A 12,589-nucleotide genomic window follows, 5' to 3' on the forward strand; every position below is an offset into this window, starting at 1 on the left:
GCTAAGACGCTAAGGAGCACAAAGGCGTCTAGCCTCAGCGGGCGCCGTCGTAGAGGACCCCGATGGACTTTCATCCGGCTATTCATCAGGGTCCCCTTCGGGAGACCCTGCTGAGGTAGGGAGGGTCATCAGGGGCCCCCTTCGGGAGATCCTGCTGGGGGGAAAAGTAGACCCTGATGAGGTGAAAGGTTTTTACCCTGCCGATATTTTGATAAATCGCTCAGGGTCTGGCATATGGCAGCCGCACCATTGCGAAAGTGGAATGATAACTGTCCAATCCGCTGCAGGTAATGGTACCCGCTTTTTCCAAATCAATAAAACCATCATGGCCTATGCAATCATCCGGGATAGTGGCATGGATGATCTTGCCAATGATGAAGTTAGTGTCGTTCAGGTCTATTTTCACGCGTTGGACGAGTTCGCAGGCCATTTGGATGGGACTTTCCTTTACAAATGGCGCAGGGATATGGGGCAGATAGGCAGGGGTTAATCCCACCTGTTCGAATTCGCTTACCCCTTCTGCGTATTTGGCGCTGGTTTGATGCGCTTTTTCTACAAAGCCTGCGGTGACATGATTAATGGTATAGCTGCCTGTGCGGATGATGTTGCCAAGGGTATTCTGGCCTTCTCGGTTAGGTCTTACTATGATCCCACATAAAGCAGGGTCGGCGCCAATATGGACAAGGCTGCTGAACAGTGAAAGGTTTTCATTGCCTTCGCGGCTTCTGGTGCCTACCAGCACCAATGATTTAAATCCGCCGATGGAGTTGATCAGGTTGGCCCGGTACCTTCTTTCCAGGCCGATTATAGCTTCTTGGGTGAATTGCATCTTTTTTTAAGCCAGGTTTAGGCTGCCTGTCTATAAACAGTTGATGGAGGAAATGGTTGGGTTGTTTTGGGGTCAGGAAGGCGTCCGCAGCCATGCTGTTGAGGCAGCTAAGGTACAAAGGGGTACGAAAGCAGTTAGCTGGGTGTTCAATTGAATCATCAGGGGTGGTAATATTTACCGATTTCGGGTAATTTAAGGTGTTATCCTATACTCATCCTTCGCTCATCCTATAGTCATCCTATAGTCATCCTATAATCATTGAATGCTCGGCGCTATCCAGGAGTTTCACGCCGTGCAGGGCAAGGTGATCAGCAGGCTATATGTTGAACAGAATGATTGCCTTTCATTTCTAGACCACTCCCAGGCTCCTGGCCTGACTGATACAGGAAGCCAATAAGTGCATTCTTCCAATCTTCAGTTCATTACCCATTTGCATAGAAGGTTTCCTGAGTTATGCAAATCCATCATTATGGGATCATGCCAATTGTTGAATGGCTATCACCGGGATTTTCCCCCTTGCAATATTGCCGGCCGCTTATTATTTTAAGCGGGCTTTTGAACTTAGCCTTATGGCAGTGAGGAGGCGACGCTTAGGTTGATGATGGGTTTCGGGATTGGTTTATGATTAATGGGAATTCCTGATCGAGGCAAGGTGCAATTTCTTACCCCGCTTCAGGTATAAGCCTGGTTATTTTTGGTCTATTGGGGTCGGATTTGTGTAACGATTTATGCCTCTTTTAAAGGTGTAATGCATGTGGGAGAATTTTGGGAGGAGTGTATATTGTCAGCTCATTCCGAAAAATTTATACTTTTTAATTGGTTTGTATCTGCTTGGCAGGTGCGTTTTGAATAATCCTATCAATCTGATTTTAAATCTCCATTTTTAACCAGACCCTAACGCTTAATTACATAAATAAACATGATATGAAGCACTTACTTTTTTCAATTTTACTTTTTTTTACCGCGAACAAGGTTTTTTCTCAAGGTCTTCCAAAGTATGACGAAATCAAGTTAGAGAATAAAGAAGATTTTAATGACGCAGCTAACAACGCTGCGCTACAAGCAGCCAATTATTTACTTTCAACACCAATGGATAGTAAAAGTATTGACAGACTTACATCATTGCAATACATTATCAAGTGGATGTCAGGATCACCAGACTTTAGCTTTACATTAGACGAGCAGGCTACAAAATTTGCCAAAAATAATGAAGACTTACTAGGACTTTATATGGCTGCAATGACTAAATATGTCTTAGAAAATAAAACAGAATCAAAGGACCAAAACAAAATCAAGCTAAATGCAGTCAGGTTGATTATACAGTATTCAAAAGACACAAGTAATAATGTAAAAATAAATAAGGAGATAAAGAAAGCAATTGAGGCAGAGGAGAATGGCAAATTGGAAGAATATTTGAAAATATAAAGCCTGCATATACTATTGGTCTTGCCAATAGAGGGGAATTACATTAGAGTAATCTGTAGCGGGAAGTTTTTAACCTCAGGGGGCTCCTTTCGGGGACCCCGATGTCTCCGCCTAATCAAAAAGCCAGGCAGTAATTCCAGGCGGATGAATATTGAAGTCGCCACCATCTACTATGCCTGCTCCTAAGGCAATATTCTAAGTCAACGGATGATTTAAAAATTGAATATTTAACAATTACGAAAATTTAGAAATGAGAAAGAAAAGTATTTATTTCATGATTGGTATTGGGGTTATTGTCCTTGGATTTGCAGGATGTACAAAAGAAGGCCCTGCAGGCAGAGATGGACTAAATAGTTTAATAAAAACATCAGAAGAAAGTGCCGGATCTAATTGTGCAAAAGGGGGACTAAAAGTTCAAACAGGATTAGATATAAACAATAATAATATTTTAGATGAATCTGAAATAAAGACTACTGACTATTTGTGTATCAAGAGTCAGGATCCAGCTGTTTATTCAGCTATTATTAGTCAATCTGGGACAAATGCACCTGAAGCTACAATTGTAAAGAATGATATTGGGCTAAGTATTACATGGATTAGAACAGCTCAAGGAAAATTTAAGGGTACAATAGGTACAAGCCTTGATTTAGGCAAAACCATTATTCTTTGCAACAACATTCAAGTTGTTTGCAGACTATCAAGTCCCAACGAGATTATTTTGGAAAATACCTGTGGGGTGAATGCTTGGTGTGATGGTTTTAATAACCTATCAGTAGAAATAAAAGTCTACGAATAGTACGTTTCCTAGCTGCTGTTAAGTTTGAATCGGACAGATTTTGCGAAGCGTAATTTTTCTACCATGGGAATTTAATTGTCGGCCGGGATAAAGATGGCGCTGTCTTCATTCCGGCCGCCAATTTAGCAGCAGGCGTTATATGCCGGCCAAATTCACCAACCTGTTTTGGCGATTGTCTTAACCCTCTATAAACTGAACAGATTATTCAAAATGGTTTGCTGCTGAGTCCTACAAAATGTGGTATGCTGCCATATCACTTATGATTAATCTTACCAATTTATAATATATGTAATATGAGTCAGAATATTTTTGAAATATGGGATAGTATCGGGAGAAGAACACCCTTCGCAGTAAGAAGGGATAACTGGAATAAGGAATATTATACTATTGTTGATAAAGTGGATTGTGCAAAACTGCCTTATGGGAAAGCCTTTGGTGGCCAAGCTGAGTTTACTATTCATCAGGGTCCCCTTCGGGAGACCGTGCTGGGGAAAGAAAAAGATGGAGACCCTGCTAGGGAAAGAAATGGAGGAGACCCTGCTAGGGTGAAAGTCTTACCCTTTGGCACTAATATGCCAGTCCCTTTCTTTGTTGTATTTTGATTTGTAGGCTAACGGCGACAAGCCTGTAACCCGGTTGAAAACCTCCCTAAATGCTTTCGGGTCATTGTAACCAACCTCATACATCACCTCATTGACGGTTTTGCGGGAATTTTCAAATAGTTTTTTTGCGGCTTCGATCCTTATTCTTTGTAAGTAGTCAAGTGGAGAAATGCCTGTTGCTTTGCTAAACCTTCTGTCAAAATTCCTTCTTCCTATATTGTATTTTTTGGCCAATTTCTCAATGGTGATTTTGTCTGTATAGTTCGCCTCAAAATAGTTTTGTGACTGTAAGACAATTTCATCAGTATGCTTCTTGTGACCGTTGAAAATAGAGAATTCGGCTTGAAGGTTCCTGTTAAGGTCTATTTGAAATACTTTTGCACAATACACGGCTGTTTCCCTGTCAAAATATTTTTCGACGAGATAAATGATCAGGTGCAGGAATGAATAGGCTCCTCCATTGGTGTAAATTCCCTTTTCATCAGTGATTAACCTGTCAGTTTGCAAATTGATATTGGGGAATTGTAAATTGAATTGTTCTGAAACTGACCAGTGAGTAGAGCAGGATCTCTTTTCCAATAAACCTGTAGATGCCAGCATAAAAATGCCGGTACACATACTGGCTACTTCCGCCCCTTTTTTATACTGCTCTTCAATCCAATTTATCAGCAGCTTGTTGTTGTTGGAAGCATTTTCATAATTGCGTACCAGGGAAGCGGGAATAATGATGAGATCGGTTTTGTCAACATCGTTTATGGAGCAATGTTGATTCAATTGGAACAGGTTGTTTTTGAGGATTTTCTTTTTAGAAGCGCCAACCAATTCAATTTTGCAGTTCCCTTTATTGCCCTGATTTCTCCAATAAGTATTGGCTTCATTAAAGATTTCAAATGAACCTGCCATGCAAGCAACTGTGCTCAGGTTGCTTTGTTCCTGGATGGCTAATATTGAAATATGCATGGTTCCTTTTGAAGTAAAGGTATAACATCTGCCTGTCCTGATCAACCCGTCATAATGTCTAAATTGCACACTTGGTAGGGGTATTTTAGACAGTACATTTGATCAATGAAAATTAAACACTTATTATATGAAAAATGATTATTCAGCAGTTATTGAAGTGGCCAATACTTCCAACGAGGTCTACAATGCCATAAACAACGTGCCGCTATGGTGGACGGAAAATTTTGAAGGCAGTTCGAAAAAATTGAATGATGAGTTCATGGTGACCTTTGGGGAAACCTTTATTAAACTGAAAGTTGCTGAACTCGTAAACAATTATAAAGTAGTCTGGGAGGTTACAGACAGCTTTAAACATTTTTTAAAGAACAAGAAGGAGTGGGTGGGCACGAAAATTTGTTTTGATATTGTAAATGATGATAACCAAAAGAGCATACTTAGGTTTACCCATATGGGGCTCGTTAACTCATTGGAATGCTATGACATTTGTTCTGATGCATGGAATGGTTATCTCCAGGGTAGCCTGAAGAGCTTGATTGTTACAGGTAAGGGTACTCCGGATAAGAGTGCCTAGAATTTCCTGATTGCACCCACTTGCTGGATCATTCGGATAGTTTTCATGAAGGCCTGAGCGGGAGGTGGCCGGATAGAGGGCCACTAAGGCTCCCGCAACAATGCTGTTGGGGCAGGCTAAGACAGGAAGTTGCACGAAGGCGGCTTAGTGCTCCATTGTGTCTAAACCCCAGCAGGGTCTCCCGAAGGGGACCCTGATGAATAGTAGGTTGGTATTTCATCGGGGTCCTCTGCGAGAGACCCCGCTGAGGTAATAGGAGTAGTATATTCAAACCCCATCAGAGTCACCTGTGTGAGATCCAATGGCGCAAGGGAAGGGGTCTTGAATGTGAAGAGAGGATAGTATTCATGAATCCCTTAAAGGATACTATAATCAACCAGCTGTTAGGTATTCTTGCTCCAGGAATGATTTATTCTTCAGTTAAGGGTTTCGGATTGTATTTTTTGGGGGGGGTAATTTATAGTAGAAGTATAGGGCAAGCATTATATCTATTGTTATACAAAATATATCATATCCCGATGGGGAAATAGGACTAACGTGGGGAAAGAAGATATCCCATAGCCCATGTAGTGCAAGTCCTATAACGGTAAACAGATAGCTCTTTTTATACCCTGCATAGGCAAAAAGTAGAAATAGTATTGCCGCCGGTACAGTAAGTAAAAGTGCCCCGGGTTGAATGGAAAACCCAATGTAGATAAATGGAATTACCGCAAGGTTTAATGATGCGTAAAACTTAAGGTCCAATTTTTTAAACATCTCCGCAATAGCGATTATGGTAGCTGCAGTGGCAAAACCTATAAGAAATCCAATCATATTATGGCTGTTAAATTGTAATGATGACGTTTCCCCTTTTGTGCCCCTTTTCAACATAGGCATGGGCTTCAGCAATGTTGTCTAGTTCGTAGGTGCGATCAATTACAGGTTTGAATCTGCTTGTTTCAACAAGTTCCTTTAAAAAATTAAGGTCGGACGCATTGTGTTTGACTATGCCAGTTATTGCCTTTTTGTTGCTTTTTATGTTTAACCATATCCCTGACAGCATTTCATACATTCCTGCGGCGCTTAGTATGATTATTCCATTTTCAGTGAGTGACCTTGAAGCTTTTAAGACTGATATTGAGTTAACTGTATCAAATATCAAATCGTAGCTTTCGCCGTTTTTGGTAAAATCCTCCTTTGTGTAATCAATTACCTGATTGGCGCCAATGGATTTGACCAAATCTTTATTGTTTGTGCTGCACACTCCAGTTACGTTAGCCCCATACGATTTTGCCAATTGAACAGCGGCACTTCCTACTGCTCCCGATGCGCCGATTACAAGGATTTTTTGTTTTTCCCTGATCAGGGCTTTCTTGATAAAATGCAAGGCGGTAACGCCACCAAAAGGAATAGCAGCTGCCTCTTCGTGGGAAAGAGCAGCAGGTTTTAAGGAAAGTGATCCATCTTCCGGCATACATATATATTCTGCGTAGGCGCCGAATTTCATATCGGTGTGACCAAATACCTGTTCTCCGGCTTTGAACTTTGTAACATTGCTACCTATCCTTTCGATTTCGCCGGAAAAAACGCTGCCCAGGATATTAATCTTGGGTTTCAATATGCCAAATACGAACCGGACTGCAAAGGGGTCAGCCTTTCGCAAGCGCACATCGCCTGAATTGACAGCAGTGGAATGTATTCGTACAAGTATTTCATTTTCTTTTAGATTGGGGTCTGCAACTTCCCTGATCTGGAAGACATCCGGAGTTCCATATTGTGTATATACTGCTGCTTTCATTGCTAATGAATTGAATGATGATTACAAGTAGCCATTGGCAGATTTTCAGGGGTGCAGCATAAACAGCTTTCGGGCTTAATTCTTCAATATCCTTTTTAATTGCCTGGATGATTTAAATCCACATCTGGAGGCGACATATTCAATAGTGTATTCCGGGTTATTGAGCATGGTGCTGGCGAATTCTTTTCTCAGCAGGGTTAAATATTCCAGCACCGTGGATCCTGTTTTTTCCTTGAACACCCTGCTCAGGTTTCTTGGACTCATTCCCACCATTTCTGCAAGGGATTCAATGTCGTTTTCTTTCGAGAGGTTTTCGATCATGTAATCCTGAACCTCATGTATTTGGGGGTGGATATGATTTCTATAGTCCAGGTAAACACTTTGTTGATTGTGGGTGCCGCTTCGCCTGTGATATACCACAAGGCCCCTTGCTACCTTATGTGTAAACAATGCCCCTTTCAGTTCTTCTAGAATGGCCAGGGCAAGGTCAATGCCTGCACTGATGCCGGCACTTGTGTACACGTTGTTGCTCTTTACATACAGAATATCAGCTTTTACCCTTGCCTGGGGAAATTGTTTCTGTAAAGCTTCCACCCTTCTCCAGTGGGTGGTGCATTCAGTGTCTTTCAATAAGCCCGCATGTCCCAATGCAAAAGCGCCTGTGCAAATGGAACACACCGTGATGCCCCGGTCTGAACATTCTTTTAGCCAATTGAAAAATGACCTTTCGGCTTTGAAGGCAATACTGTTGACATATTCATTATCCATGCCCGGTACAAATATGAAATCACCCTCTTTTAAGATGGCGGTTTTAAAGTTGGCTATCTGTCCGAATCCGATACCAGCGGTACTAACCGGATCATCGCTATAGCTAAAGAACTGGATGTTAATGTCCATTCCATGAACTTTTGCCTCTGTGAATACCTGGGCGGGTCCTGCGAGGTCAAGTAGTTCTACAGTTGGAGGTATGATAAATGCTACTGTTTTCATTGTCTGTATATTATCAGGTTATTTAGGTAAAGGTAGGTTGAAGATCAGGTAGAAATCGGCCAGTTAAAGGTCAATTCAGGCCATATTAAACCGTCCCGAATGGGTTGGTAGGTGAACCTAAAAAGCAATTGCTTTATTGCAACTCCAGGACATGCATTTTTTATCGAAGCCCCACGCTTTGCCTATGCAATTTTGTTTGTAATCTGCGTTGTCTTCGTTGGTACTCTGTACCTGAAGTTTTGGTATTTAATGTTATTGTTTAGTTTAAACTATTAGGTATTGAAATTTGACGATAGTTTTCTCCCTTCAACGGTTTTTAAAATAGAATTCTAGGCCCTTGATGATATTGGGTTCCCTTGAACCCATGTGCGCCTGGTTCCTTTCTATATTTTTTTCCAGTTTTACATTAGGATAATTATTAAGAAGGGTATGGTAGAAGGTTTCAAATGGAGCCAGCATCCTGTCACCCTCTTCATTTCCTCCAATTCCCATGAATATTAATTGCTTTCTATTCCTGTTACCAAGCCTGTGATCCTTTTCCATTTTAAAGGTAACCTGATTGTCGAACCAGAAGGAAGGGCTTAACAGAAGATAGTTGCCAAATATCTTGTTCTTAACACAGAAGGCATAGGCGCCAAATAAGCCTCCATAGGAATGGCCGAGTATCATCCTGCTTTCCCTGGAAGGACTTGCGTGGAACTCACTTTCTATTTTAGGTATCAGCTGATTTTCGATGAAGCTTAAGAATTGGGGTGCCCCTCCAGTAATAGAACTGACTTTGGTGGGCGTATAATCTATGCTGCGATCCTTTCCGTAGCTAATACCCACCACCAACACATTCTTTACCCCGAGTTTATCCGAGATCTCCCTGCACCTGTTGGCAACATAGCCAAAGATTTCCTTGCCATCCAGTACATAGATCGTTTCATAGGTGTCTGTTGGATTGTAGTTGTAGGGCAATCCAACCTGGATCTGGTAGGATGCGCCGTTGGTATTGGATAGCAGCCTGAATTCCCTGGTTGTACCGGAGGTGAATAATTCCTTTGTGCAAGAGTTCAGCAATATCAAAACCAATGCTAATCCTATGAAGGTTTGGATTCTTTTGAATGTAACATTTTGCTTTTTCATGTTCTTTAAGTTTTGTAATACAAAAGTATCCCGGCCTTTATGGTTAATAGGGACAGGTTGTTGTCAGAATCGGCCATTCAATTCAAGAGAGTATGCTTTCAGGAATAAGCTACTGATGGCGTGGCAATTGGGTTGTATTATAACCTCAGCGGGGGCTCCCGAAGGGGACCCCGATGCCTTTGCCTATAACCTCAGCGAGCGCGGTCCTTTTGAAGACCCAATTAAATTCCATCCCACCATTCAGCAGGGTCCCCTTCGGGAGACCCTGCTGGGGTAGTAAAGTTGTATGTGAGACCCTGCTGGGGTAGTAAAGTTGTATGTGAGAACCTGATGGGGTAGTAAGTTGGTTGTATTATAACCTCAGCGGGGTCTCCCGAAGGGGACCCCGATGCCTTTACCTATAACCTCAGCGAGCGCGGTCCTTTTGAAGACCCAATTAAATTCCATCCCACCATTCAGCAGGGTCCCCTTCGGGAGACCCTGCTGGGGTAGTAAAGTTGTATGTGAGACCCTGCTGGGGTAGTAAAGTTGTATGTGAGAACCTGCTGGGGTAGTAAGTTGGTTGTATTATAACCTCAGCGGGGTCTCCCGAAGGGGACCCCGATGCCTTTGCCTATAACCTCAGCGAGCGCGGTCCTTTTGAAGACCCAATTAAATTCCATCCCACCATTCAGCAGGGTCCCCTTCGAGAGACCCTGCTGGGGTAGTAAAGTTGTATGTGAGACCCTGCTGGGGTAGTAAAGTTGTATGTGAGAACCTGCTGGGGTAGTAAAGTTGTATGTGAGAACCTGATGGGGTAGTAATGTTGTATGTGATACCCTGCTGGGGTTGTAAGGTAGTACGGCAGACCCTTACAGGTTGGTATGGCAGATCCTGTTAGGTTAGTAATGAAGGGTATAATATTGTGAAGGAAATAGTTGGAAGATCATGTATCGTTAAGTAGATATCTTTGCATTGGAATCGGGAATTGTTCTTTAACCTCGTAGGTAATGCCCGTTGCGCCCAACAATGATGCTCCTTCTTCCAAAAGCGAAGTCCTCCATAAGCGGTATTGGTTATGGTCCTTTCTACTCTTTGTCGCGGTCTTTGCTTTTGTCCTCTATTATTTCGCTGAGATCAAAAAGGAGTTTGTTCTCCTGGAAAAGATCAATCCCGGTTGGTTATTCCTGGCATTGGTGGGACAGTTGCTGACCTATTGCTTTACCGCCCTGATCTATCTTGTTTTGTTGAGATGCTATAAGGAGCAGCAATTGCCCGGTCTGTGGCAACTTGTTAAGGCATCCATTGTTTCCCTCTTTTTCAACCAGACGGTACCCAGTGCCGGGATCAGTGGGAATGCCTATTTCTTCAGGTTTTTGTCGGGGTACAAAATGTCTACGCAACATATCATGTCCCTGATCATCACGGAGTTGGTTATTTTTTATGCCGCCATGGAATTACTATTGCTGCTGTTGCTTGCCGGAAGTCTGTATCTATCCGGTACGCCCCATGTGTTTAAAGTAGTATTGATCGCAGGCATGCTGATCTACCTGTTGTTTGGGGTAGCCATAGGATTCGCCGGCAGGAATAATTGGATTGGCCGCTTGTTTAAAAGATTTGCAAGCAAGCATCGACTTGCGGATCAGCTGTCCACCAGTGAGCTGCAATTGGGAGCCTTCCTGCGCCAGCATCAGCGGTCTGTATTAAAAGCTTTATTGATTCAGTTATTGGTTGTGGCTGCAGATGGTTTTACTTTATATGCCCTGTTTGTAGGATTAGGTATTTCCCTCTCGGTGTTTCATATCGTTATCTGCCTGGTTGCCACGAAGATTGTTTCAGTTCTCCCCTTTCTGCCAGGGGGGCTTATCCTTTATGAAAGCAGTATGACTTACTTTTTTGTGACTTTAGGCGTGCCGCTGGCGAGTGCCGTTATTATTACCCTTGTATATCGGTTATTGTCATTTTGGATCCCTATTCCGTTAGGATTTGTGTTCAACAAAAGGTGGCATAAAGTCGCAGCAGGATAGGGTTCCGATAATTGCCATAGTGGGCAATTCCCGATGTGATTTTTTTCTCCCGTTGGGGATCTATAACCTCAGTGGAGTCTCCCACAGGGGATCCTGATGGGGTAAAAGTTTTTGGGAGCCACGAAGACGCGGAGACACAAAGTTGCACGAAGACGTCTTTGTGTGTCTTCGTACCTTAGCCTGCCCCAACAGCATTGTTGGGGGTGCCTTTGTGGCCCATAATCTACCACCATTTGTTCTTTCCGCATTGACGTATATTTTTGTCTTTCTATATATCCCGATGGTATTTACACCTTCATCTATGAAAAGAATAGCCCTCCTCTGCTGCGCCTGCCTGATGGCCATTGCAGGACTTGCCCAGACGGCATCCGACTATTACCAAAGCCCTATTGATACTTCCATTGCCTCGAGGTTCCTGGGGGAGCAGCGGGGTGTAACCGTCATCCTCCCCCGAAGTTTCAGCAAGGCCAAGGCCTCGCGTTATCCCGTGATCGTGGTATTTGACCGACAGAACAAGAGGATCTTCCGGCAGACTTTCGAATCCATCAATTACCTGTACTCTTTCGATGAGCTGCCTGAAGCAGTGATCATTGGTGTGGCTTCCGAGAACAACCAGAAAAGGTTCCTGGAAACCTCCTTACGGCCCTCTACAGAGCAGGCAAGAGGCGAGCAGATGGTGCGCTTCCTGTATGAAGAACTGCTGCCCTGGGCGGAGAAGGAATGGAATGTCGGTCGTGCGCGGTTCTTCATCGGTCATTCCAGGTTCGGGTATTTCAGCAGTTATTTATTGTCGAGCAAACTTCCTGATTTGTCAGGGGTCATATCCCTCAGCCCTTTTTATGTGCAACCCAAGGTGAACCTGGTGGATAGCCTGAGCAACAAACTGACTCCTACTCAGCTGGACCATACCGTTTATTACCGTTTTGTAACGGGTGATTCCCTCACGGATACCAGGGATTATGATCTGATGCAAGCTTTTCTTACCAAAACAAAACCTTCAAAGGAGTTTAATTGGAAGGGCATGGCCTTCTACAATGCCAGGCATATGGCCGTACCGGGACTGGGGTTAATGCCTTCGCTGGTGGAGATCTTTGACTATTGGTCGGAAGCAATGTTGCAGTTGTTGCAGAGCCAGGAGCCTTTTTCTGAAGAAGTGTATAATGGCTTCAAACAGCAGATGAAGCGGCACTATGGTGAGGAGATCGGACTGGGCTTGTCGGTGCTGAATGGGATCGGGTATAAGTTCTATAACCAGGGGCAATATGCGCATGCCCGGGCAGCGTGGATGATCGTGCTGCAGGAGTATCCCATGTTTACGGAGGCGAATATCAGTATTGCCAATGCTTATTTGAAGGAAGGCGACCAAAAGGCCGCAGCGGAATTTTTCAATAAGGCCAAGCAAGGACTTATCGGCAATGGCTTCTATAGCCGGGAAGAAGTAAAGGAATTAGAAAAAGAGATTGAGGAAGGGGTTGGGGCCACAAAGACTCAAAGACACTAAGTTG

The 12,589-nt window shown here is 43.3% G+C and carries 12 protein-coding genes; 6 read left to right on the forward strand and 6 right to left on the reverse strand.

What is annotated here, in order from left to right; all coding sequences use genetic code 11:
• Window positions 1-220: 220 nt before the first annotated feature.
• The gene (locus tag KJS94_RS16390) at window positions 221-829 is read right to left on the reverse strand and encodes a flavin reductase family protein (protein WP_214448356.1); all 609 of its coding nucleotides are present in this window, start codon (window positions 827-829) and stop codon (window positions 221-223) included.
• 924 nt (window positions 830-1,753) lie between these two features.
• Here KJS94_RS16390 and KJS94_RS16395 point away from each other — a divergent pair.
• The 3 genes from KJS94_RS16395 (at window position 1,754) to KJS94_RS16405 (ending at window position 3,652) form a co-directional block, all read left to right on the forward strand.
• The gene (locus KJS94_RS16395; RefSeq protein ID WP_214448355.1) at window positions 1,754-2,254 is read left to right on the forward strand and encodes a hypothetical protein; all 501 of its coding nucleotides are present in this window, start codon (window positions 1,754-1,756) and stop codon (window positions 2,252-2,254) included.
• Window positions 2,255-2,504: 250 nt separating this feature from the next.
• Window positions 2,505-3,050 (forward strand): DUF7151 family protein, encoded by a 546-nt coding sequence (locus tag KJS94_RS16400; protein WP_214448354.1) that lies wholly within the window; start codon window positions 2,505-2,507, stop codon window positions 3,048-3,050.
• 293 nt (window positions 3,051-3,343) lie between these two features.
• Entirely contained in the window at window positions 3,344-3,652 is a 309-nt protein-coding gene (locus tag KJS94_RS16405) for a hypothetical protein (RefSeq protein ID WP_214448353.1), read from the forward strand.
• Here the strand turns inward: KJS94_RS16405 and KJS94_RS16410 are convergent.
• Window positions 3,605-4,612 carry a GlxA family transcriptional regulator gene (locus tag KJS94_RS16410; RefSeq protein ID WP_214448352.1) on the reverse strand — a complete coding sequence of 336 codons (1,008 nt, stop codon included), beginning with the start codon at window positions 4,610-4,612 and terminating at the stop codon, window positions 3,605-3,607. The genes KJS94_RS16405 and KJS94_RS16410 overlap by 48 nt on opposite strands.
• Window positions 4,613-4,739: 127 nt before the next feature.
• Between KJS94_RS16410 and KJS94_RS16415 the strand changes: the two genes are divergently transcribed.
• Complete coding sequence (locus tag KJS94_RS16415; RefSeq protein WP_214448351.1) at window positions 4,740-5,183, forward strand: SRPBCC domain-containing protein; 444 nt, start codon at window positions 4,740-4,742, stop codon at window positions 5,181-5,183.
• A gap of 420 nt (window positions 5,184-5,603) precedes the next feature.
• Here KJS94_RS16415 and KJS94_RS16420 read toward each other — a convergent pair whose 3' ends face one another.
• The 4 genes from KJS94_RS16420 to KJS94_RS16435 all read right to left on the reverse strand — a co-directional run bounded on the left by KJS94_RS16420 (window position 5,604) and on the right by KJS94_RS16435 (window position 9,078).
• The gene (locus KJS94_RS16420; protein ID WP_214448350.1) at window positions 5,604-5,996 is read right to left on the reverse strand and encodes a DUF6010 family protein; all 393 of its coding nucleotides are present in this window, start codon (window positions 5,994-5,996) and stop codon (window positions 5,604-5,606) included.
• A 10-nt stretch (window positions 5,997-6,006) separates the two neighbouring features.
• Entirely contained in the window at window positions 6,007-6,960 is a 954-nt protein-coding gene (locus KJS94_RS16425) for an NAD(P)-dependent alcohol dehydrogenase (protein ID WP_214448349.1), read from the reverse strand.
• Between the two features lie 75 nt (window positions 6,961-7,035).
• Window positions 7,036-7,950: a GlxA family transcriptional regulator gene (locus KJS94_RS16430; RefSeq protein WP_214448348.1), complete on the reverse strand. Its 915-nt coding sequence runs from the start codon at window positions 7,948-7,950 to the stop codon at window positions 7,036-7,038.
• A 306-nt stretch (window positions 7,951-8,256) separates the two neighbouring features.
• Window positions 8,257-9,078, reverse strand: coding sequence for an alpha/beta hydrolase (locus tag KJS94_RS16435; RefSeq protein WP_214448347.1), 822 nt, complete (start codon window positions 9,076-9,078; stop codon window positions 8,257-8,259).
• Window positions 9,079-10,067: 989 nt separating this feature from the next.
• Here KJS94_RS16435 and KJS94_RS16440 point away from each other — a divergent pair.
• A complete protein-coding gene (locus tag KJS94_RS16440) occupies window positions 10,068-11,084 on the forward strand; it encodes a lysylphosphatidylglycerol synthase transmembrane domain-containing protein (RefSeq protein WP_214448346.1) in 1,017 nt (338 codons plus the stop codon).
• 301 nt (window positions 11,085-11,385) lie between these two features.
• Entirely contained in the window at window positions 11,386-12,585 is a 1,200-nt protein-coding gene (locus KJS94_RS16445) for an alpha/beta hydrolase-fold protein (RefSeq protein WP_214448345.1), read from the forward strand.
• Window positions 12,586-12,589: the final 4 nt, after the last annotated feature.

This window comes from Flavihumibacter rivuli, from assembly GCF_018595685.2.
In the GTDB taxonomy this organism is placed as follows: Bacteria; Bacteroidota; Bacteroidia; order Chitinophagales; family Chitinophagaceae; genus Flavihumibacter; species Flavihumibacter rivuli.